The sequence below is a fragment of the Janthinobacterium sp. SUN118 genome, from assembly GCF_030397695.1.
Taxonomy (GTDB): domain Bacteria; phylum Pseudomonadota; class Gammaproteobacteria; order Burkholderiales; family Burkholderiaceae_D; genus Janthinobacterium.
In genome coordinates, this window is the sequence record NZ_JAPUBV010000005.1 from 328,940 (window position 1) to 349,040 (window position 20,101).

Below are 20,101 nucleotides of genomic sequence, written 5' to 3' on the forward strand. Positions count from 1 at the left end.
CTTTTTTACGTCTGGAGCGCACTCGGCCGTGATTTACGGCCGTGCGCGCGCCCAGATCGCCCCCATTTTGCTGTCCGCATGGCAAAATGCTACAGTGCAATTGTGCTGACCTTCCCGCTTCCGGAGCCCTCCCATGTTCAAAGACCTGAGTATCAAGAATAAACTGTACCTGGGCTTCGGCTCGATCGTGGTCATCATCCTGATCCTGCTGGGCGTCGCCTACAACAGCTTTTCGCGCCTGTCCGACGCCAATGCCTGGGACCGGCATACGATGGAAGTGCTGGTGGAGATCGACAAGATCCACAATTCCATCCTGCAGATCCAGGTGGAAACACGGGGCTACATCCTGAGCGGCAATGAAGTGTCGCTCAATTCGGAGACCGACGAGATGGCGGTGCTGAGCCAGCACACGCAAAAGGCCATGACCATGACGGCCGATAACAAGACGCAGACGGAACGCTTCCGCAAGATTGACGCGCTGACCACGGCCTGGGTCAAGGAGTGGATCACCCCCTTGATCGAAAAACGCCGCACGCTGGGCAATGCACCGGGCGCGACCGAAGCGGTGGCGCGCCTCGTGCCTGCGGCCGGCTCGCCCGGCATCCTGCAAGCCAACAGGCTGCTCGACGAGGCGGCTGCCGAAGAAACCCGCCTGCTGACCGAACGCACGGCCACCACCGCCAGGCTGCAGGAAACCATGCTGCTGACGCTGGCGCTGGGCGGCGTGCTGTGCATCGTGCTGGCGCTGGGCATTTCCTACGTGCTGGGCCGCGCCATCCTCGGTCCGCTGAACAACCTGACGGACGCCGTCGGCCGCATCGCCGGCGGCGAGCAGGGCGCGCGCGCCGCCATCATCTCGCGCGACGAACTGGGCAAGGTGACGGAAGAATTCAACCGCATGGCGCAAACCATCCAGGACAACCAGGCCAATGAACTGGCCGCCACGAATAGCTTGCGCGCCAAGGTCGATTCGCTGCTGGAAGTGGTGTCGAAGGCCGCCTCGGGCGACTTGACGGGCAAGGTCAGCATCACCGGCAGCGACGCCATCGGCCAGCTGGGCAACGGCCTGGCGAAGATGTTCGAAAACCTGCGCAGCCTGCTCAACAATGTGCAAAAGGCGGGCATCCAGGTGACGACCTCGGCCACGGAAATCGCCGCTTCGGCGCGCCAGCAGGAAGCCACGGGCATTGAACAGGCGCAAACCAGCGTGGAAATTCTCAGCACCACCAAGGAAATATCGGCCAATACGAGCCAGCTGCTGAAAACCATGGAAGACGCCACCGCCGTGGCCGACTACACGACGAATGCCACGGCCGAAGCGCAGAATAACCTCAAGCGCATGGATTCGACCATGCAGCACATGGTCTCGGCCACCGACTCCATCAACGCCAAGCTGGCCGCCCTGTCGGAAAAAGCCAGCAACATCAACAGCGTGCTGATCACCATCACCAAGGTGGCCGACCAGACCAACATCCTGTCGCTGAACGCCGCCATCGAGGCGGAAAAAGCGGGCGAAGCGGGCCGCGGCTTCTCCGTCGTGGCCACCGAAATCCGCCGCCTGGCGGACCAGACCTCCGTGTCCACCTGGGATATCGAGCAAATGCTGAAGGAAATGCAATCGGCCGTGTCCGCCAGCGTGATGGGCATGGACAAATTTTCGGAGGAAATCCGCCGCAGCGTGGGCGAAGTCCGGCAAGTGGCCGAACAGCTGTCGTCCGTGATGGACCAGGTGCAGAAACTCACGCCGCAGTTTGACGCCGTGCTGCAAGGCATGCAGTCGCAGGCGATCGGCGCCTCGCAGATTTCCGACACCATGATGCAGCTCAACGACGCCACGCAGCAGACGGTGGAATCGCTGAAAGCCACCAGCGAGGCGGTGCACCAGCTGCAGTACGCGGCCGGCGACCTGCAGTCGAGCGTGTCGACCTTCGCCGTCACCATCTGAGCCCCATGAAAGTACTGCTCTTTCACATCGGACGCGACCGCTACGGCCTGCCGCTGGCCGGCATCGTGCGCGTGCTGCCGCTGCTGGAGCTCAAGCAGTTGCCGCTCACGCCCGACTATGTGGCCGGGCTGATGGACTTGCACGGCGCGCCCGTGCCCGTGATCGACCTGTCGCGCCTGGCCGGGCTGCCGGCAGCGGCCGCGCAATTCGACACGCGCATCGTCATCGTCGACTACCGCGCGCCTGACGGCGCCGCGCATGCGCTGGGGCTGATGGCCTCGCAGGTGCGCGGCATCGCCGACATCGATCCGCAAAAACTCGACGACAGCGGCGTGGCGACGGCGCCCTTCCTGGGCCAGGTGGCCAGCGACGCCGACGGCATCGTGCAACTGGTGGAACTCGAACACCTGCTGCCGCCCGACGTGCGCGCGCTGCTGTTTCCGGCCGGGAGCGCGGCATGACGGCGCAAACGCTGCTGCGCCGCGCGACCGGGCTGTCCGTCTCGAAAGCCGTGGCCGAGCGGGCCGTCAGCCAGCGCATGGAGCAAACGGGCTTTGCCGACAGCGAGGCCTACCTGCAGGCGCTCACGCCGGCCGAAATGACGCAATTGATCGAACTGGTGGTGGTGCCCGAATCGTGGCTGTTCCGCGACCCGCAGGCATTTTACGCCACCGTCGAACTGGTGCAGGAACGCTGGGCGCGGGGCCGCGCCACGCGCATCCTGTCGATTCCCTGCGCCGGCGGCGAGGAACCGTATTCGATGGCCATGGCGCTGCGCGACGGCGCCGTGCCGAAACAGGCGTTCAGCATCGACGCCTATGACCTGAGCCCCGGCTGCATCGAACGGGCGCAGGCCGGCATCTATGGCCGCAACGCCTTCCGCGCCCAGGACGTGGCCTTCCGCGAACGCTATTTCACGCATGTGGCCGACGATTCCTACCGCATCATCGACGCCTTGCGCGAACAGGTCACGTTCAGGCAGGGCAACCTGCTGCAGTTCGATACGGCCACATACAGCCGCCATTACGACGTCATCTTCTGCCGCAACCTGCTGATTTACTTCGACAAGCCGACCACGCGCGCGGCCATTCACAACCTCTCCGCCCTGCTGGCCGATGACGGCATGCTGCTGGCCGGCTATGCGGAGGTGCCGTCGTTCTGCCAGAACGGCTTCGCGCCGCTGCAGTTCCGCCAGGCCTTCGCCCTGAAAAAGGACAGCACGCCGCCGGCGGCCGTCATCCAGGTCGCCGCGCTGCCGCCCGTACGCGCGCTGCGCAGCGTGCCGCCGACGCGGCGGCCCGCGCCTGCCCGTGCCGCCGCGCCGGCCGCGCCGCCAGCAGCGGCGCGGCCGCGCCCGGTACCGGTGCAAACGGCGCCGGCACCAGCCGACCTGCTGGCCGAGGCGCGCGTGCTGGCCGACCGCGGCCTGCTGCGCGAAGCGGGCGAGAAATGCCACGCCCACCTGGCCAGGGTGCCCGAGGCGGCGGAAGCGTATTTCATGCTGGGCATCATCAATGAACTGGCCGGCAAGATGGACCTGGCCGACGACTACTGGCGCCGCTGCATCTACCTGCAACCCGACCATTATGAAGCGCTGTGCCATCTGTCGCTGCTGGCCGAACGCAATGGCAACCATACGGCCGCCGCCACCCTGAAGGCGCGCGCGGCACGCATCTACCAGCGCCGCCAGGCCAGCAACTAAGGGGAACGCAGCATGACAACCATCACCGGCAGCGAGACCACCGAAGCGATCCAGGACTGCTGGAACCATATCGGCGTGGTCGGCGACCAAAGCTGCAGCAAGCTGCCGGCCAACGTCCATTGCCGCAACTGCGACGTGTATGCGGATGCCGCCCAGCGCAACCTGCAGCGTCCCGTCGACGCACACTACCAGCAGGACTGGGCCAGTCACTTCCGCCAGATCGATGCGGGCGGCGAGGTGCGCGACAGTTCGGCGCTGGTGTTTCGCATCGGCCGCGAATGGCTGGCGCTGCCCACGTGCGTGTTCGACTCGGTGGCGCCGCAGGCGAAGCCGCATGCGCTGCCGCACCGCAGCGGGCGCGGCCTGTCGGGCATCGTCAACATCGGCGGCAAGCTGTATCCGTGCATGTCGCTGGCGTCGCTGCTGGGCATCGACGAACAGGGCGCGCCGCCGACCAAGGGCCGCCATACATTCGCGCGCCTGCTGCTGATGCGCTGGGAAGACCAGGCCTATGCCCTGCCCGTGGCCGACCTGCACGGCATCGTGCGCTACGCGTCGGGCACCGTGCAGGCGCCGGCCGCCACCATCAACAAGGGCCTGTCGCGCTTCCTGTCCGGCGTCATCACCGAGGGCGAGCTGCGCATCGGCTGCCTCGACACGGCGCTGATCGGCTTTCAACTTGCGAGACTATTACGATGAGCCAGGACCAGCACGGCGACCTGAGTGCCTTTTCCATGCTGGACCTGTTCCGCATGGAAGCGGACAGCCAGACCCAGATTCTGACCGATGGCCTGCTGGCCATGGAGCGCCATGCGGGCGACGCCGCCGCCGTCGAGGCGATGATGCGCGCAGCCCATTCGATCAAGGGCGCCGCCGCCATCGTCGGCCTGCAGGTGGTGGTGCAGCTGGCGCACGGCATGGAAGACAGCTTTGTTGCCGCCCAGCATGGGCGATTAAAACTCACGCCGGAACGGGTCGATGTGCTGCTGTCGGGCGTCGACCTGATCGTGCAGCTGTCGCGCCTGGACGACGCGGGCGCCGAGGCGTGGCTCGCCGCCAACGCGGCACAGATCGACCAGACCCTGAACGCCATCGCCGGCATCGCCGAGCTGCCCGAATTGCCGGCCCTGCCGTCGGCACCGGCGGCGCCCCCCGCACCGGCGCCTGCACCAGCGCCAGCACAGCCCGACATCGCCGAGCTGCAAGCGCCGCTGTCGAGCGGCCTGGCGGACGAGGAAGCGGCTGCGGCCGCCCCGGCGCCGCGCGGCGGCACGACGCCGGCCAAGGCGCCGGCGCAGAATTTCGACAAGCTGCTGTCGCTGGCCAGCGAATCGCGCATCAACGCGCACCAGATGCACCCGTTCATCGGCGCCCTGCAGCGCTTCAAGCGCAACCAGAGCAGCCTGTTTTCCGCCATCGAGCACCTGCACGAAGCCATTGCCCGTTCGGGCGACGCGGGCCTGATGGAAAAATCGCTGCTGGCGCTGCAAAAGACGCAGCCCATGAAGCAGTTCATGCTCGAGCACATCGCCGACATCGAAACCTATGAGCGGCGCCTGCTGGCCGTCTCGCAAGGCATGGTCGACGAAGTGCTGGCCCTGCGCATGCGCCCTTTCCGCGACGGCATCCACGCGTTTCCGCGCATGGTGCGCGACCTGGCGCGCAGCCTGGGCAAGGAAGTGCAGCTCGAGATCGAGGGCGAGGACACGCTGGTCGACCGCGACATCCTGGCGAAGATCGAAAGCCCGCTGAACCACATGCTGCGCAACGCCATCGACCATGGCATGGAAGGTCCGTACGAGCGCATCGATGCGGGCAAGGAGGCGCTGGGCACGATACGCATGGAGGCGCGCCACCGCGCCGGCATGCTGAGCATCGAGATCAGCGACGACGGGCGCGGCGTCGACCTGGAGAAGATCCGCCAGTCCGTCATCGAGCGCAAGATGGCCAGCCCCGCCATGGCCGCCGCGCTGTCGCCGGGCGAGCTGCTGGAATTCCTGTTCCTGCCCGCCTTCAGCCTGAAGGCCACGGCCAATCAATTGTCCGGACGCGGCGTGGGCCTCGATATCGTGCACGAGACGATACGCCAGCAAAACGGCACGGTGCGCCTGGAATCGGAGCCGGGACGCGGCTTCCGCGCCCTCATCACCCTGCCGCTGACGCAATCGATCGTGCGCGCGCTGGTGATCGACATCCAGGGCGAAGCCTACGCCATCCCCATCGTCAAGGTGGAAAGCGTGGTGCGCGTGCCGCAGGCGGCCATCCACACGCTGGAAAACAAGCAGTTCTTTGAACTCAAGGGCGAGCACCTGGGCCTGGTCTCGGCGGCGCAGGTGCTCGAGCTGGGCGAGACGGCCAGCAGCGCCGACGACCTGCCGGTGGTGGTGATCGGGCGCGGCAAGCAAAGCTACGCGCTGGTGGTCGACGCCATCCGCGGCGAGCAAAGCCTGGCGGTACAGGCGATCGACCCGATTTTCGGCAAGATGCGCGACATTTCCGCCGCCGCCCTGCTCGACGATGGCGAGCCGGTGCTGATCCTCGACGTGCCCGACCTGCTGCTGTCGATCGACAAGCTGCTGCACGAGGGCGGCCTGCACCAGCTGGCGCAGACGGGGCACGCCGAGCGGCGCCGCGCCAAGCGCATCCTGGTGGTCGACGATTCGCTGACCGTGCGCGAGATGGAGCGCAAGCTGCTGCTGGCGCGCGGCTTCGACGTCGACGTGGCCATCGACGGCATCGACGGCTGGAACGTCGTGCGCAGCGGCGAATACGACCTGGTGATCACCGACGTCGACATGCCGCGCATGGACGGCATCGAACTGGTCTCGCTGATCAAGAAGGACCTGCACCTGCACAAGCTGCCGGTGATGATCGTCTCGTACAAGGACCGCCCGGAAGACCGCGCACGCGGCCTGTCCGCCGGGGCCGACTATTATCTGACCAAAGGCAGCTTCCACGACGAGACATTGCTCGACGCCGTGGCCGACCTGATAGGAGATGCCCGCTTATGAGTTGTACTTCATGAAAATTGCCATTGCCAACGATGTCGCCATGGCCGCCGAGGCCTTGCGCCGCGTGGTGGCCAGCACGCAGGAACACCAGGTGCTGTGGATCGCCCGCACGGGCCTCGAAGCGGTGCGCATGTGCGAGGGCAACCGCCCCGACCTGATCCTGATGGACCTGAACATGCCTGAGATGGACGGCGTCGAGGCGACGCGCCTGATCATGGAGCAAAGCCCGTGCGCCATCCTCGTCGTCACGGGCCGGCCGCAGGACAATGTCAACCAGGTTTTTCGCGCCCTGGGCGCGGGGGCGCTCGACGTCACCGCCACGCCCATGCTGCAAGGCAAGGCCGGCGGCGACAGCGAACTGCTGGCCAAGATCAAGACCATCGGCAAGCTGATACGCCACAGCGCCGAGACGCCGCCGCCGCGCCAGGCGCCAGCCAATGGCGGCGAACGCGGCGACGGCCAGGTCAGCACGCTGGTGGCCATCGGCGCCTCGACGGGCGGCCCGTCGGCCGTGGCCAGGGTGCTGTCCGGCTGGACGGCGCCGCCCGGCTGCGCCATCGTGGTGGTCCAGCATATCGATGAAACCTTCGCCTCGCACTTCGCCAAATGGCTGGACGACCAGCTCAGCATGCCGGTGCGCGTGATCGCCGAGGGCGACGAGCTGGTGTCCGGCACGGTGCTGATCGCCAAGACCAATGACCACCTGCTGCTAGATCAAAATTATCGTTTGGGGTACGATGCAGCACCGCGCGAGTATGTTTACCGCCCCTCCGTCGATGTATTCTTCAATTGCGTGGCGCAGCACTGGCGCGGCGACGCCATCGGCGTATTGCTCACAGGCATGGGACGCGACGGCGGCGACGGCTTGCTGGCCATGCGCCGCGCCGGCAAGACGACCATCGCGCAAGACCAGGCCAGCAGTGCCGTGTACGGCATGCCGCGCGCGGCGGCCGAACTCGATGCAGCACAACAAATTTTGCCTCTGGACAAAATCGGCGCCAGCCTGCGCAGCCGCCTGGGCGCCAAACTCAACAATGGGTGGGAGCCCTCCCCTAACATCTGAAAAGAATGCAATGCCAGAATTTTCCTCCAGTTTCATCCAGCACGAACCTGCCCTGACCGAATTCAAGGTCAGCGTTCTGCTGGTGGACGACCAGTTGATCATTGCTGAGGCAATCCGGCGCATGCTGAGCGACCAGCAGGATATCGAGTTTCACTATGTCACCGATGCCACCCAGGCCCTGGAGACGGCACTGCGCCTGCAACCCACCGTCATCCTGCAGGACCTGGTGCTGCCAGGCATTGACGGCTTCGCCTTGATCAAGCTGTACCGCGAGCACGAGGCGCTGGCGCACGTGCCCGTCATCGTGCTGTCGGCCAAGGATGATCCGAAACTGAAGGCGCACAGCTTTGCCGTCGGCGCCAATGATTACGTGGTGAAACTGCCGGACCGCCTGGAATTGCTGGCGCGCATACGCTATCACTCGGCGGCGCACATCAGCCGCCTGCAGCGCGACCAGGCTTTTCGTTTCCTGCGAGAAAGCCAGAAAAACCTGGCCGACGCCAATATCGAACTGCAGAAACTGGCTGCGCTCGATGGCTTGACGGGCATCGCCAACCGCCGCCGCTTCGATGAAACCCTGCAATTCGAATGGCAGCGGGGCCAGCGCGACAAAGCACCGCTCAGCCTGCTGTTCTGCGATATCGATCATTTCAAGAGCTATAACGACCATTTCGGCCACCTGCCGGGCGACCTGTGCCTGAAAAAGGTCGCCGCCGTGCTGACGGAACATCTGAAACGCCCGGCCGACCTGGCGGCCCGCTACGGTGGCGAAGAGTTCGCCCTGATCCTGCCGGAAACGGAAGCGGCCGGCGCCCTGCTGATCGCCGAAGCGTGCCGGCGCCACCTGGAAGGCTTGCAGATCGAGAACCCGGCGGCAGACACCGGCATCGTCACCATCTCGATCGGCGTGGCCACCGTGGTGCCCTCGCCCAACTCGACCATCGAGCAGCTGATCAACCGCGCCGACCAGGCCCTGTACGCGGCCAAGCGCGGCGGACGCAACAGCGTGCTGGGCGCCGATGACGTCAATGACTGATTTTTTTCAACCGCAAGGAAAGTGAAGCATGAGCACACAACTGGACAATGTCAGCGTCGTCAAGAAGTCGAATATTTACTTTGATGGCAAGTGCGTGTCGCACAACGTCATCCTGGCCGACGGCACGAAAAAAAGCGTGGGCGTGATTTTCGCGTCTTCGCTGCGCTTCAACACGGGCGCGCCGGAAACGATGGAAATCGTCAGCGGCCTGTGCAAGGTGCGCCTGGCCGACGCGTCGGAATGGAACAGCTATGGCGCCGGCACGGCATTCAAGGTGCCGGGCAATAGCTATTTTGATATTGAAACCACGGAGACCGTGGATTACGTCTGCCATTTCGGCTGATCCACGCAGAAAAACGTCGATGGCTGTACTGCCCTCAACATTTTTCAAGCATGGATTTGATGCACATCACACAAACACAGGCTCGGGCGACAGGCGCACGCCATATTTCGCCTCTACATCATCCTGTATCGCTGCCGCCAGCCGGGTAATGTCCGCGCCACGAGCGCCGCCATTATTCACGAGAACCAGCGCCTGCTTGGGATACACTCCCGCGGGCCCCAGGTTCCTCCCCTTCCAGCCGCACTGGTCGATCAGCCATCCGGCCGCCAGCTTTTCCGTGCCATCGGGCTGCGCATGGTGCACCAAGGCAGGAAAACGTTCCAGTAAAGCAAGACATTGCTCGCGTGACACCACCGGATTCTTGAAGAAACTGCCCGCATTGCCGATCACGGCCGGATCGGGCAGCTTGCGCCGGCGGATCGCCATCACCGTCTCGGCCACCTGCTGCGGCGTCGGTTCGGCGATGCCGCGCTCGGCCAGCGCCTGCGCCAGCTCCGCATAGCGCAAATTCGGCTGCCACCGGGCCGGCAAGGCAAACGTCACTTCCAGCACGATCAGCTCGCGCCCGTCTTCCTGCTTGAAGATGCTGTCGCGGTAGGCGAAGCGGCAGGCGTCGCGGTCCATGTCGAAAACGATGCCGCTGGCGCTGTGCATGACGCTCACGCTATGCAGATAATCCTTGATTTCGACGCCATACGCGCCGATATTCTGGATAGGGGCCGCGCCCACCGTGCCGGGGATCAGCGACAGGTTTTCCAGCCCTCCCACGCCCTGGACCAGGGTCCATTGCACGAAATCGTGCCAGTTTTCGCCGGCCGCGGCCGTGACGAGGATGGTGTCGAAGTCAGCCTGTGCCAGGCGCATGCCGCGCGTGGCCATGTGCAATACGGCGCCGGGAAAGTCGCCCGTCAGGACGATATTGCTGCCGCCGCCCAGTATCAGGCGCGGCATGGCGGACAAGGCGGGATCCTGCAGCGCCGCTTGCAACTGGGCCTGGGAAGTGATGCGCACGTAGGCGGCCGCATTGGCCGTGATGCCGAAGGTATTCAGGCGCTGGAGGGGGTAATTGTGTTCGATGGTGAGCTCGGCAGACATGGAATAGCGATTATTTTGCTCGATTATAGAGTGAAACCGACAAAAAACCAGCGCAAGACAAGGGCAGGCCGTCCGTTGTCCGTTAAAATGTCGCATCTTTAACGGGGCTGTGCCATTTTGCAAAGAATGCGCGCGCCCGGCGCGCTACGAGCGCGTTCGCTCTAATACGAAAGGAACAGACCATGCCGTCATTTGATGTAGTCTCCGAAGCCGATATGATCGAAGTCAAGAATGCTGTCGAGCAATCCAACAAGGAAATCACGACCCGTTTCGACTTCAAGGGCAGCGATGCCCGCGTCGAGCACAAGGAAAACGAATTGACCGCGTTCGCGGATTCCGAGTTCCAGCTCAGCCAGGTGCGCGACGTGCTGACGAACAAATTGACCAAACGCAAGGTCGATGTGCGCTTCCTCGACGAAGGTGACATCAAGAAGATCGGCGGCGACAAGGTCAAGCAGATCATCAAGATCAAGAATGGCATCGAGTCGGACGATGCGAAGAAAATCGTGCGCGTCATCAAGGACAGCAAGATGAAGGTGCAGGCGAGCATCCAGGGCGAAGCCGTGCGCGTCACGGGCGCCAAGCGCGACGACCTGCAGGCGGCCATGGCCATGCTGCGCAAGGACGTGCCCGACATGCCGCTGGAATTTAACAATTTCCGCGATTAAACGCGGCCCGGCCTGCGTTTGCCGCCCATGGGCGGCAAGCGAAAGAACGGCGCAATGCCTCGGTGAGCCACCCCGCTTGGGGTAGAATTGGGGCTGTGCACAGCTACATGCGCGCGCCCGCACGCCGACACGGCGGCGGGCATGACCGTACATCTGGCTCAGTGATAACCACGGTAGTCTAAGGATAGCAATGAAACGTGTTGATGATTTCCGCCTGCGATTTGGCAAAAAAGAGTATGTGCCCATCATGATAGGCGGAATGGGTGTGGATATTTCCACGTCGGAGCTGGCGCTGGAAGCAGCCCGGCTGAACGGTATCGGCCATATCTCCGATGCCATGGTGGAAGACGTGTCGGATCGCCGCTTCGACACCACCTTCGTCAAAGACAAGACGAAACTGTACAAGTTCAACATCAATAACAGCGACAAGGCCGTGGTGCAGTTCGACCTGGGCCGCCTGGCGGAAGCGCAGCGCCTGCATATCGGCCGTACCATGGAAGCAAAAAAAGGCGATGGCTTGATCTTCGTCAATTGCATGGAAAAGCTGACCATGAATGGCCCGCGCGAAACCTTGCGCGTGCGCCTGAATGCGGCGCTCGACGCCGGCATCGACGGCATCACCCTGTCGGCCGGCCTGCACTTCGGTTCGTTCGCCCTGATGGCCGACCATCCACGTTTCCGCGATGCCAAGCTGGGCATCATCGTCTCGTCCGTGCGCGCCCTGCAGATTTTCCTGCGCAAGAACGCCAAGCTGGACCGCCTGCCCGACTTCATCATCGTCGAGGGACCATTGGCCGGCGGCCACCTGGGCTTCGGCATGGACTGGGCCAATTACGACCTGCACACGATCACGGCGGAACTGCTGGCTTACCTGAAGGCCGAACAGCTGGACATCCCGCTGATCGCCGCCGGCGGCATCTTCACGGGCAGCGATGCCGTTTCCTTCCTGGAAGCGGGCGCGGCCGGCGTACAGGTGGCGACGCGCTTCACGGTCACCAAGGAATGCGGCCTGCCGCACAAGGTCAAGCAGGAATACTACAAGGCCTCGGAAGAAGACATCATCGTCAACGGCGTCTCGCCGACCGGCTACCCGATGCGCATGCTGAAAAACACGCCCGCCATCGGCGCCGGCATCCGCCCGGGCTGCGAATCGTATGGCTACCTGCTTGATGCGACGGGCAACTGTGCCTACATCAACTCGTACAACCGCGAAGTGGCTGCCCATCCGGAGCAAAAAACCGTCGTCGTGATGGACAAGACCTGTCTGTGCACGCACATGCGCAACTTCAACTGCTGGACCTGTGGCCATTACACCTACCGCCTGAAGGACACCACGCATAAGCTCGACAATGGTGAATACCAGATCCTGACGGCCGAACACGTCTTCAAGGATTACCAGTTCAGCGTCGACAACCAGATCGCCCTGCCGGAAAAAGAAATCCTCGTGGCAGGCTGAATCTTTCCGGCCTGACCTGAACATGGCGCAGCCTGCGAAGGCTGCGCCATTTTTTTGCCTGCCGCCGATGCCAGCCGCCATGCGTCACCAGATGAATGCCGTGCAGACGGTCCTTTCATCGATGATCGCATAGGCAATCTGGCAGTGCTCGCTCCCCTGCAGCTGCGCGCACAGGGGATCGGCGATGCGGAACGACAGGGTGCGCTGCCGCGTGTCGATATCGGTCAGCACGATGGTATTGAAGTCCAGGAAGCGCTTGACCGTGCTGAACATCGCCTTGTAAAAACTTTCCTTGGCAGAAAATACCAGCGCCATCAGCACGCTGAACGGCGCCGCATGCGCCATCGCCCGCATGCGGACGATTTCCGCGTCCGACAGCACGATATCGATCATGCCCCGCCATGACTCGGCCGTCATGACGCTTTCGATATCGATGCCGGCGCCCCGGTAGGGGCCCAACGGCAGCACCGTCGCCGCCGCCAGCACCTGGTTATGCGTGATGCTGCCGATGATGCCCGGCGGCCAGAGCGGTTCGCGCGAGCGCCCGATCGGCACGTCGCCGCAGCTCAGGCCATGCTGCAGCAGGGCGGCGCGGGCGCACAGGCGGCCGTGGAAGAATTCCGCCTGCCGCCGCGGCACGCTGGCGGCGATCTGCGGCGGGCAGTCGAGCGCCTCGCTGGCGAACCACGACGCATCGAACAAACCCTGCTCGACACGGGTGAGAAAAACGGACAAGGCGCCATGGCCGTGCACGGCCATGCTCCAGCGCCTGACGCGAACATCCTGTGCGTGTGAAATCACGATGCCATCCTTTCGGTGCCACGTTCAAGGGTAAAAACCGGCAATTGCCGCAGCGTCGACGCCACGCATTCCAGCACGGCCGCACGCTGTTCATTGACAAAAAAATGGCCGCCGTCAAACCAGGCGATGCGGCTGTCCCTGGCCGTCTCGCGGTCCCATTCCGCCAGCCGGGCGCCGGCCACATGCTCGTCGTCGCGGCCCGCCAGCACGGTCAGCGGCACCGGCAGGCGCAGCCACGGCTGGTAGGCATACGTTTCGACCAGGCCGAAATCGGCGCGGATCGCCGGCAGCACCAGCGCCATCAGCTCGCGGTGCTCGAGCAGCTCGGCCGGCGTGCCGTTGTACTGGCGCAGCGCATCGATCAGCTGGGCATCCGGCAGCAAATGCAGCTGGCGCAGCCCGCTGCGCGCCGCCGGCGCATCGGAACCGGAGACGAACAGGTGCAGCGGCAGGGGCAGGCGCAGGCGGTGGCTGCAGCGCGCCACCTCGAACGCCAGCAAGGCCCCCAGGCTGTGGCCGAAGCAGGCATACGGCAGCGGCCCCTGGCGCGCGATCACGTCGGCCACGGCCGACGCCACCTGCGCCAGCGAGGTCAGCGGTGTTTCGCCCATGCGCGCGCCGCGCCCCGGCAGCTGCACGGCGCACACCTCCACATGCGGCCCCAGCTGCTGCTGCCACTGGGCATATGCGCCGGCGCTGCCGCCGGCGTAGGAAAAGCAGAACAGCCGCAGCCGCGGTGCCGCACAGGGCGACCGCACCAGCCAGGAAGTTGCCATCATCATCTTGCCTCGTATCGTCGGTGACAGGTCAGAACGGCTCCGGAACGGCATCGCCAACGAGCTTGATGCGGCCATGGGAGATGAGGATTTCCCGCTTGCCGAACAGGCGCGCCGAATAAATGTCCTCGTTGCGCAGCTTTTCCACCAGCAAGTTGCTTTCGATGATGGGTTCCGATTCATCGTCATACGAAATCGAGGAAATGAAGCGCAGCGCCGGCTCGGCCCCCATCGCATACACGAAGACGGAATGGGGCGTGAAGCAGCTCACCAGTTCATAGGCGCGCTCGCAGTCGGAACCGTTCAGGCGGCGCGACTGGTCCTGGCTGCGCGTCAGCGACTTGGTCAGGAAGCTGCCGTACAGCCAGGACATCGGCGCGCCGCGGCATTCCATGCCGATGAAGATCGTGTCGATCTTGCCCAGCTTCCTGGCGATCAGACGGTACATCTCGGTATCGAGATTGTTCGAATCGGCGAGGAACATGGTCGAGGCGCCGTTGTCGCGGATGGCGTAGCCAAGCTTGCCGATGATATTCATGTCGCCGTGCTCGCCCAGGAAAGGCAGGCCCGTGATGGCGCCCTCGGGCAGGTCGATCGACTCCAGTTCGCCCAGCTCGATGACGTTGGGGAAGCCGCAATGGTTGAGGATCATCTTCAGCGACGGGTCCGTGATGCCGTTGCCGCTCGTCTTGGGCACGACGATGGCGCCGATGCGGCTGCGGATCTGCAACAGCGTTTCAAACAGCACATGGTCCGAATGGTTGTGCGTGAGCAGCACGTAATCTATGCGTGCCGGCAAGTCCAGGTCGCTGAACGAGGGAATCCCGTTCGCATCGGCCGAGGCGATGAAGGGGTCGACCATGATGGACACGTTGCGGCTCTGGATCAGCGCCGACGCATGCGCGAAATAGCGCACGCGCAAGCCATCGCCCGCATACTCGTTGCCGCTGTTGGCCACCACGGGCGTATCCGTGACGAGCTGCTCGAGCTGCGCGGCGCTGCAGGCGCCGTTGCTGAGTTTTTCGACCAGTGCCAGCAGGGTATCGAATTCCACGCCCTGGTACTTGGCCGACATCAGCACGTCGACGTCGCTGCTGGCGAACGGCACGTTGAGGACGATGCCGTCATCGCCCTGGAAGCACGGGGTCGACAGCGCGAACGGGCGGTTGTCCATGTCCGACTTGATCAGGCGCAGGCTCTGGAAACGGTCGGTGCTGTACTTTTCATACACCAGCGCCTCGATCAGGCGCAGCGACGGCCGGCTGCGGATGTCGTAGGTCAGCTCGGTAATGCCCCGCAGTTCGGCCGGCAGCTCGTCGTACAGGGGTTCGACTGAATTGCCGTCAAGCACATTCAAGCGTTCATGGAATTCGAACACCTTGTTCGCCAGCGAACTCAGCTCGGCCAGCGAGGTGCGCGTCTGCGCGGCGAACTGCTCCACATTGGCGACGTCGCCCTGGTAATTGATGAACGGTCCGCCGATCAGGGCAGGATCGCGGGCCGCATTGATGTGCACCTGCGGCGACTTGACATAGGACTCGAGCAATTTCAGGTGGTTGCTGTTGGTGATCATCCCCAGGGTCGGCGGATAGATCAGGAACGGCCAGGCGTACCAGGAATTGACGCGTGGTTCAAATGCGATATCGGCTCTGAAAAAGACTTTGCGGGACATGTATTTCTCCTGTTATTTATTATTCATCAATGTTCATTAGAGGGCATGCACGGCGTGCATGCCCCGTATTGCATTTCCTCAGCCGCGCAGCGCCTGCACGGGGCGCAGGCCCAGCGCCGCCAGCGTATGGCGCAAGGCCGCCAGGGTGGCCATCAGCGCCGTCGCCAGCACGGCCGCCAGCAGCGGCCAGCCGCCGACGGGCGCCCGTTCCACATAGCCGGCCAGGTATTGCGCGCCCGCCAGCCACGCCAGCGGCAGGCCCAGCACCAGTCCCAGGACCAGCAAGGTGCCGAATTCGCGCACCAGCAGGCCCGCGATGGCGCCGGCGCCCGCGCCGTGCAGCTTGCGGATGACGATTTCGCGCGTCTTGATGCGCACCGTGTAGGCGGCCAGCGAATACACGCCCAGGCTGGCCAGCAGCAGCGCCATGACGCTGGCGGCGGCGATCAGGCCGCCCACCATGCGGTCTTGCTTGTAGTGCTCGGCAAGGTAGGCATCGACCGTATCCATCGTCACCACGTCGTCGGGGAACAGGCGCTGCCAGGCCGCCTGCACGGCCTTGCGCGCCTGCGGCAGGTCGCTCGTGTGCAGGGTCAGCACGGCGCCCGCGCCGAAGTTGCCGTCGTTCAGGTAGAACAGCTGGGCCGCCGCTTCCGCATGCGCCGTTTCCTGGCGCACGCGGTCGATCACGGCCACCACGCGGGCGAACTTGCCGTCGGCCGACTTGATGTTGGCGCCCAGCGCCTGTTCCGCCTGCGCAAAGCCGAGCAGCTTCGCGGCGGTGCGGTCCAGCACGACGGACTTGTCGGCATTGGCGTCGACGGTGGTGCCGCCCGAGGTGATCTTGCCAGCCAGCAAACCGATCTTGTAGACATCGAAGAAGGCCGCGTCGACCGCATTCATGCGGATCAGCACGGGCGCCGGATTGTTGCCCGTGGTGAATGCCTCGTTCTGGCCCGCGGGATTGCGGCCAGGCACCTCGTCGCTCCAGGCGGCCCCATCAATGCCGGGCGAACGCGCCAGCACGTCGCGCAGCGCGGCGGCGGACTGCGGCGTGGCCGTGGCCGGCAGGGTCACCGCCAGCAGGCCCGCGCTGCGGAAGCCCAGGTCGAGCGTGCGCACGAAATGGCTTTGCCACATGATCGTCGCGGCGACGGCCGACAGCGTGATGGCGGCGGCAAACTGCAGCGCCGTCATGGCGCGGCGCACCCAGCGTCCGCCCGCATTCTCGCTATGGCTGCGGCCCGACAGCGATTCGGCGCAATTGATCTTCAGGGCGATGCGGGCCGGATACAGGCCCGTCACCACGCCCAGCGCGACACAGCCCAGCAGCAGCGACAGCAGCATGGACGGCGTGAACAGCCGGTTGTCGAAGCGGTAGTTGAGCAGTTCGCCGAACGCGGGCGCCACCAGCCAGGCCAGCAGCACGCCCAGCGCGCCGGCCAGCAGGGCCACCAGCATCGATTCGCCGATCAGCTGCCCCGCCAGCCGCGCCGGACTGGCGCCGAGCGACTTGCGCACGCCGATCTCGCGCTGGCGCGCCAGCGTGCGCACGGTGGTCAGGTTGACGTAATTGACGCTGGCCAGCGCCAGCATGGCCAGCGCGGCGGCGGCCAGGGCGCCGTACAGCAGGCGCTTGGCGCCGCTGCCGGCGCCGCTGAAGGCCAGCTGGTCCATCGGCACGGCGCGCAGGAAGGCGGCCTTGCGGCCATTCTCGATCCAGCCCGGCGGCACTTCGCGGATCACGGGCGAGTGGTCGAAAATGCTTTGCGCGATCTCGCCCAGCTGCGCCGCGCTGGCGCCCGGCGCGAGGGTGGCGTAGACGCGGCCCGACAGCGCATACCAGCCTTCGCGGTCTTCCGGCGGCAAGCCGTTGAGGATGGAATTGAACGGCGCCAACGCCTCGAACTGCAGCTGGCTGTTGCCGGGCTGGCGCGGCAGCAGCGCCGCGACGGTGACGGTCTTGCCGTTGACGGCCAGCTGGCGGCCCAGCACGTCGCGCTGGCCGAACAGGCGTTCGGCCGCCTCGAAGGTCAGCGCCACGCTGTCAGGACGCGTCAGGCTGGCCTGCAGGTCGCCGGCCGCGCTGGCCAGGCCGAACATGGGAGCCACCTCGGCATCGGCGAACACCATGTCGATCCTGGCCACCTGCTCGCCCACCCTGGCCGAGATATCGGTCTTCAGGGCGCGCGCCGACGCCGCCACGGGCGCCTTGGCCGCATGCAGCGCGTCGCGCAGCACGAACGGCGCGGCGCCGGTCCAGTCGATCTTGCGGTCGGGGATGTTCGGCTTGAAGTCGAGCGCCACCACGCGCGAGGGCTGCGCCATCTTCGACTCGGGGAACATGGCGTCGGCCACCAGTCCCAGGATCAAATAGCTGCTGGCCACGGCGATGGACAGGCCCAGGATGACGATGGCCGAATACACGGGGTCGGCCAGCAGCTGGCGCCAGCCGGTGCGGAAATCGCTGAACTTGATCATCCGACCCTCCGCAGCATGGCGCCGTCGTTGACCACGCGGCCGTCGAGCAGGTCGATCACGCGCGTCGCCTGTTTCGCATGCGCGGGCGAGTGGGTCACCATCACCAGCGTCGTGCCCTCGTCATTGAGTTCCTGCAGGATGCGCATGACTTCATCACCATGGCTGCTGTCGAGGTTACCGGTCGGTTCATCGGCCAGCAGCAGGGCTGGCCGGGTGACGATGGCGCGCGCGATGGCCACGCGCTGCTGCTGCCCGCCCGACAGCTGCGACGGCTTGTGGCCGGCGCGGTGGCTCACGCCCAGGCGGTCCATGGCGGCCGCCACGCGCTGCTTGCGCTCGGCCGCGGACAGGTCGCCGTATTCCAGCGCCAGCGCGATGTTTTCCTGCACGCTCAGCTCATCGATCAGATTGAAGTTCTGGAAGATGAAGCCGATGCGGCCGCGCCGCAGCTGGTTCAGCTGGCGTTCGCTGGAACCGGCCACGTCCTCGCCCTGGAAGCGCATTTCGCCGCTGTCGGGCGCGTCGAGCAAGCCGAGGATGGACAACAGGGTCGACTTGCCGCAGCCGGACGGGCCCGTGATGGCCACGTATTCGCCCGCCTCGATCGTCAGGTTGATCTGGTTGAGCGCCGCCGTTTCGATGTCTCCCACGCGGTGCAGCTTGCTGACGTTATGTAGTTTTAGCATTATGTTTTCCTTCAAGTTAAAAAAAGATCCGGCCCGACGGCGCCGGCGATTCACTGGTCAGCGCGTCAGGCGCAGCCCTTCTGCTTCACCGAAACGGCGGTAGCCGGAAACGATCACCCTGTCTCCCGCTGCCAGCCCTCCCAAGACTTCCACCTTGCCGGCCGCGCGGCGGCCCAGCTTGACGTTGCGCCGCGCCGCGTAATCGCCGCCCGCGTCGAGCACGAACACCCAGGCGCCGCCCGTGTCGGCATAAAAGGCGCCGTCCGGCAGCAGCAGCGCGCGCGCCGACTGGCCCAGGGTGACGTGGGTGTCGAGGCTCTTGCCCGGCTGCAGGCCCGATGGCGCGGCGCCGTCGAAATGCAGGAACATCGTGAAGCGGCCATCCTTGATCTGCGGATTGAGCTGCGACACCGTCAGCGCATACGCCTGCCCTCCCTGCTCGACCTTGCCCTTCAGGCCCGTGGCGATGCGGTTCAAATAAAACTCGTCGACCGAGGCCGACAGCTTGTAGCGGTCGGAACTGTCGATGCGGCCGATGCGGTCCGTCGTCTTCACGGATTCGCCCACCTGCAGCTGGAAGCTGGTCAGGCGGCCGTCGACGGGGGCGCGCACGGCCAGCTGTTCGGCGCTGGCGCGCACCAGGCGCAAGCCGTTGTTCAAGCCCGAGATGGCGGCGTCAAACTCCGTGATCGACTGTTCGCGGATGCGGTATTCGGCCCCCGCGTCGGCGCGCGTCTGCGCCAGCAAACGCCGCTGCTGCTCCAGCTTGTCGGCCGCCTCTTCCAGCGTGGCCGCCGAAATGAAGCCCTTGGCCGCCAGGTCGGCCTGGCGCGCATATTCCTTGGCCGCGCGCGTCACGTTGTATTCATAGCCGGACAGGTCGCGCTGGTAGCCGGCCTTGGTCGCGGCCAGGGCGGCGCGCATGGTCGACAGGTTGGCCAGCTGCTGCGCCACATCGGCCGAACGCGCCAGCGCTTCCTGGTCGCGCTGCGGGTTCGACAGGCGGAACAGCAGGTCGCCCTGCTTCACCGTGGCGCCGTCGCGCACCAGCACCTCTTCCACGCGCCCGCCCTCGGTCGCATCGAGATACACGGACGACAGCGGCACGACCGTGCTGCGCACGGCCAGCGCATCCTGGAACACGCCCTGGGCCACGGTGCCGATATCGAGCTCGCCCGCCTCGACGGCATAGCCGCGCGGCATGGCCAGCCAGACGGCGCCGGCCAGCCCCGCCACGGCCGCCGCGCACGCGCCCATCCTGATCCAGCGCTTGCGCGGATCGCGCGCCACCACGCGGTCCATGCCGGCGCCGCTGCTGGCCTGCGGCAGCGCCGATACTCTTGCAGTGTTCGCTTCATTCATATGC

Annotated in this window: 17 protein-coding genes; 10 read left to right on the top strand and 7 right to left on the bottom strand. The window is 65.1% G+C overall.

Going from position 1 to position 20,101, the window contains the following annotated elements:
* Window positions 1-133 precede the first annotated feature (133 nt).
* Genes O0880_RS25485 through O0880_RS25520 form a run of 8 tightly spaced genes read left to right on the top strand, consistent with a single transcriptional unit; the run spans window position 134 to window position 9,100 of the window.
* Window positions 134-1,945 carry a methyl-accepting chemotaxis protein gene (locus O0880_RS25485; protein ID WP_289889337.1) on the top strand — a complete coding sequence of 604 codons (1,812 nt, stop codon included), beginning with the start codon at window positions 134-136 and terminating at the stop codon, window positions 1,943-1,945.
* A 5-nt stretch (window positions 1,946-1,950) separates the two neighbouring features.
* On the top strand, window positions 1,951-2,406 hold the full coding sequence (locus O0880_RS25490) for a chemotaxis protein CheW (RefSeq protein WP_289889338.1): 456 nt from the start codon (window positions 1,951-1,953) through the stop codon (window positions 2,404-2,406).
* Window positions 2,403-3,647, top strand: a complete 1,245-nt coding sequence (locus O0880_RS25495) for a protein-glutamate O-methyltransferase CheR (protein WP_289889339.1) — start codon at window positions 2,403-2,405, stop codon at window positions 3,645-3,647. Before O0880_RS25490 ends, O0880_RS25495 begins: the two co-directional genes overlap by 4 nt.
* A gap of 12 nt (window positions 3,648-3,659) precedes the next feature.
* The gene (locus tag O0880_RS25500) at window positions 3,660-4,346 is read left to right on the top strand and encodes a chemotaxis protein CheW (protein WP_071324758.1); all 687 of its coding nucleotides are present in this window, start codon (window positions 3,660-3,662) and stop codon (window positions 4,344-4,346) included.
* Window positions 4,343-6,658 (top strand): hybrid sensor histidine kinase/response regulator, encoded by a 2,316-nt coding sequence (locus tag O0880_RS25505; RefSeq protein ID WP_289889340.1) that lies wholly within the window; start codon window positions 4,343-4,345, stop codon window positions 6,656-6,658. The genes O0880_RS25500 and O0880_RS25505 overlap by 4 nt, the downstream gene beginning before the upstream one ends.
* Before the next feature lie 10 nt (window positions 6,659-6,668).
* Complete coding sequence (cheB, locus tag O0880_RS25510; protein ID WP_071326625.1) at window positions 6,669-7,721, top strand: chemotaxis-specific protein-glutamate methyltransferase CheB; 1,053 nt, start codon at window positions 6,669-6,671, stop codon at window positions 7,719-7,721.
* Between the two features lie 10 nt (window positions 7,722-7,731).
* Complete coding sequence (locus tag O0880_RS25515) at window positions 7,732-8,757, top strand: diguanylate cyclase (protein WP_071324760.1); 1,026 nt, start codon at window positions 7,732-7,734, stop codon at window positions 8,755-8,757.
* Between the two features lie 28 nt (window positions 8,758-8,785).
* A complete protein-coding gene (locus O0880_RS25520) occupies window positions 8,786-9,100 on the top strand; it encodes a pyrimidine/purine nucleoside phosphorylase (RefSeq protein ID WP_071324761.1) in 315 nt (104 codons plus the stop codon).
* Window positions 9,101-9,166: 66 nt separating this feature from the next.
* Here the strand turns inward: O0880_RS25520 and murB are convergent, their stop codons facing one another.
* A complete protein-coding gene (murB, locus tag O0880_RS25525; protein ID WP_289889341.1) occupies window positions 9,167-10,195 on the bottom strand; it encodes a UDP-N-acetylmuramate dehydrogenase in 1,029 nt (342 codons plus the stop codon).
* 182 nt (window positions 10,196-10,377) lie between these two features.
* Between murB and O0880_RS25530 the strand changes: the two genes are divergently transcribed.
* The gene (locus tag O0880_RS25530) at window positions 10,378-10,863 is read left to right on the top strand and encodes a YajQ family cyclic di-GMP-binding protein (RefSeq protein WP_034759416.1); all 486 of its coding nucleotides are present in this window, start codon (window positions 10,378-10,380) and stop codon (window positions 10,861-10,863) included.
* Window positions 10,864-11,053: 190 nt separating this feature from the next.
* Window positions 11,054-12,319 (top strand): nitronate monooxygenase, encoded by a 1,266-nt coding sequence (locus tag O0880_RS25535; RefSeq protein WP_071324763.1) that lies wholly within the window; start codon window positions 11,054-11,056, stop codon window positions 12,317-12,319.
* Window positions 12,320-12,403: 84 nt separating this feature from the next.
* Here the strand turns inward: O0880_RS25535 and O0880_RS25540 are convergent, their stop codons facing one another.
* The 6 genes from O0880_RS25540 to O0880_RS25565 all read right to left on the bottom strand — a co-directional run bounded on the left by O0880_RS25540 (window position 12,404) and on the right by O0880_RS25565 (window position 20,097).
* A complete protein-coding gene (locus O0880_RS25540) occupies window positions 12,404-13,120 on the bottom strand; it encodes a 4'-phosphopantetheinyl transferase superfamily protein (protein ID WP_289889342.1) in 717 nt (238 codons plus the stop codon).
* The gene (locus O0880_RS25545) at window positions 13,117-13,902 is read right to left on the bottom strand and encodes an alpha/beta fold hydrolase (protein WP_289889343.1); all 786 of its coding nucleotides are present in this window, start codon (window positions 13,900-13,902) and stop codon (window positions 13,117-13,119) included. The genes O0880_RS25540 and O0880_RS25545 overlap by 4 nt, the downstream gene beginning before the upstream one ends.
* A gap of 25 nt (window positions 13,903-13,927) precedes the next feature.
* Complete coding sequence (locus O0880_RS25550; RefSeq protein WP_071324766.1) at window positions 13,928-15,568, bottom strand: MBL fold metallo-hydrolase; 1,641 nt, start codon at window positions 15,566-15,568, stop codon at window positions 13,928-13,930.
* Between the two features lie 78 nt (window positions 15,569-15,646).
* Window positions 15,647-18,049: an FtsX-like permease family protein gene (locus tag O0880_RS25555; protein WP_289889344.1), complete on the bottom strand. Its 2,403-nt coding sequence runs from the start codon at window positions 18,047-18,049 to the stop codon at window positions 15,647-15,649.
* Window positions 18,046-18,735 (bottom strand): ABC transporter ATP-binding protein, encoded by a 690-nt coding sequence (locus tag O0880_RS25560; RefSeq protein ID WP_071324768.1) that lies wholly within the window; start codon window positions 18,733-18,735, stop codon window positions 18,046-18,048. The genes O0880_RS25555 and O0880_RS25560 overlap by 4 nt, the downstream gene beginning before the upstream one ends.
* A 57-nt stretch (window positions 18,736-18,792) precedes the next feature.
* Window positions 18,793-20,097 carry an efflux RND transporter periplasmic adaptor subunit gene (locus tag O0880_RS25565; protein WP_289889345.1) on the bottom strand — a complete coding sequence of 435 codons (1,305 nt, stop codon included), beginning with the start codon at window positions 20,095-20,097 and terminating at the stop codon, window positions 18,793-18,795.
* Window positions 20,098-20,101 lie beyond the last annotated feature (4 nt).

What these genes read in the sequence shown, in the direction of transcription:
- O0880_RS25560 (WP_071324768.1), bottom strand. Translation starts at nt 18,735, where the DNA reads ATGCTAAAACTACATAACGTCAGCAAGCTGCACCGCGTGGGAGACATC.
- O0880_RS25555 (WP_289889344.1), bottom strand. Translation starts at nt 18,049, where the DNA reads ATGATCAAGTTCAGCGATTTCCGCACCGGCTGGCGCCAGCTGCTGGCC.
- O0880_RS25495 (WP_289889339.1), top strand. Translation starts at nt 2,403, where the DNA reads ATGACGGCGCAAACGCTGCTGCGCCGCGCGACCGGGCTGTCCGTCTCG.
- O0880_RS25550 (WP_071324766.1), bottom strand. Translation starts at nt 15,568, where the DNA reads ATGTCCCGCAAAGTCTTTTTCAGAGCCGATATCGCATTTGAACCACGC.
- murB (WP_289889341.1), bottom strand. Translation starts at nt 10,195, where the DNA reads ATGTCTGCCGAGCTCACCATCGAACACAATTACCCCCTCCAGCGCCTG.
- O0880_RS25545 (WP_289889343.1), bottom strand. Translation starts at nt 13,902, where the DNA reads ATGATGATGGCAACTTCCTGGCTGGTGCGGTCGCCCTGTGCGGCACCG.
- O0880_RS25535 (WP_071324763.1), top strand. Translation starts at nt 11,054, where the DNA reads ATGAAACGTGTTGATGATTTCCGCCTGCGATTTGGCAAAAAAGAGTAT.
- O0880_RS25515 (WP_071324760.1), top strand. Translation starts at nt 7,732, where the DNA reads ATGCCAGAATTTTCCTCCAGTTTCATCCAGCACGAACCTGCCCTGACC.
- O0880_RS25520 (WP_071324761.1), top strand. Translation starts at nt 8,786, where the DNA reads ATGAGCACACAACTGGACAATGTCAGCGTCGTCAAGAAGTCGAATATT.
- O0880_RS25485 (WP_289889337.1), top strand. Translation starts at nt 134, where the DNA reads ATGTTCAAAGACCTGAGTATCAAGAATAAACTGTACCTGGGCTTCGGC.
- O0880_RS25490 (WP_289889338.1), top strand. Translation starts at nt 1,951, where the DNA reads ATGAAAGTACTGCTCTTTCACATCGGACGCGACCGCTACGGCCTGCCG.
- O0880_RS25505 (WP_289889340.1), top strand. Translation starts at nt 4,343, where the DNA reads ATGAGCCAGGACCAGCACGGCGACCTGAGTGCCTTTTCCATGCTGGAC.
- O0880_RS25565 (WP_289889345.1), bottom strand. Translation starts at nt 20,097, where the DNA reads ATGAATGAAGCGAACACTGCAAGAGTATCGGCGCTGCCGCAGGCCAGC.
- cheB (WP_071326625.1), top strand. Translation starts at nt 6,669, where the DNA reads ATGAAAATTGCCATTGCCAACGATGTCGCCATGGCCGCCGAGGCCTTG.
- O0880_RS25530 (WP_034759416.1), top strand. Translation starts at nt 10,378, where the DNA reads ATGCCGTCATTTGATGTAGTCTCCGAAGCCGATATGATCGAAGTCAAG.
- O0880_RS25500 (WP_071324758.1), top strand. Translation starts at nt 3,660, where the DNA reads ATGACAACCATCACCGGCAGCGAGACCACCGAAGCGATCCAGGACTGC.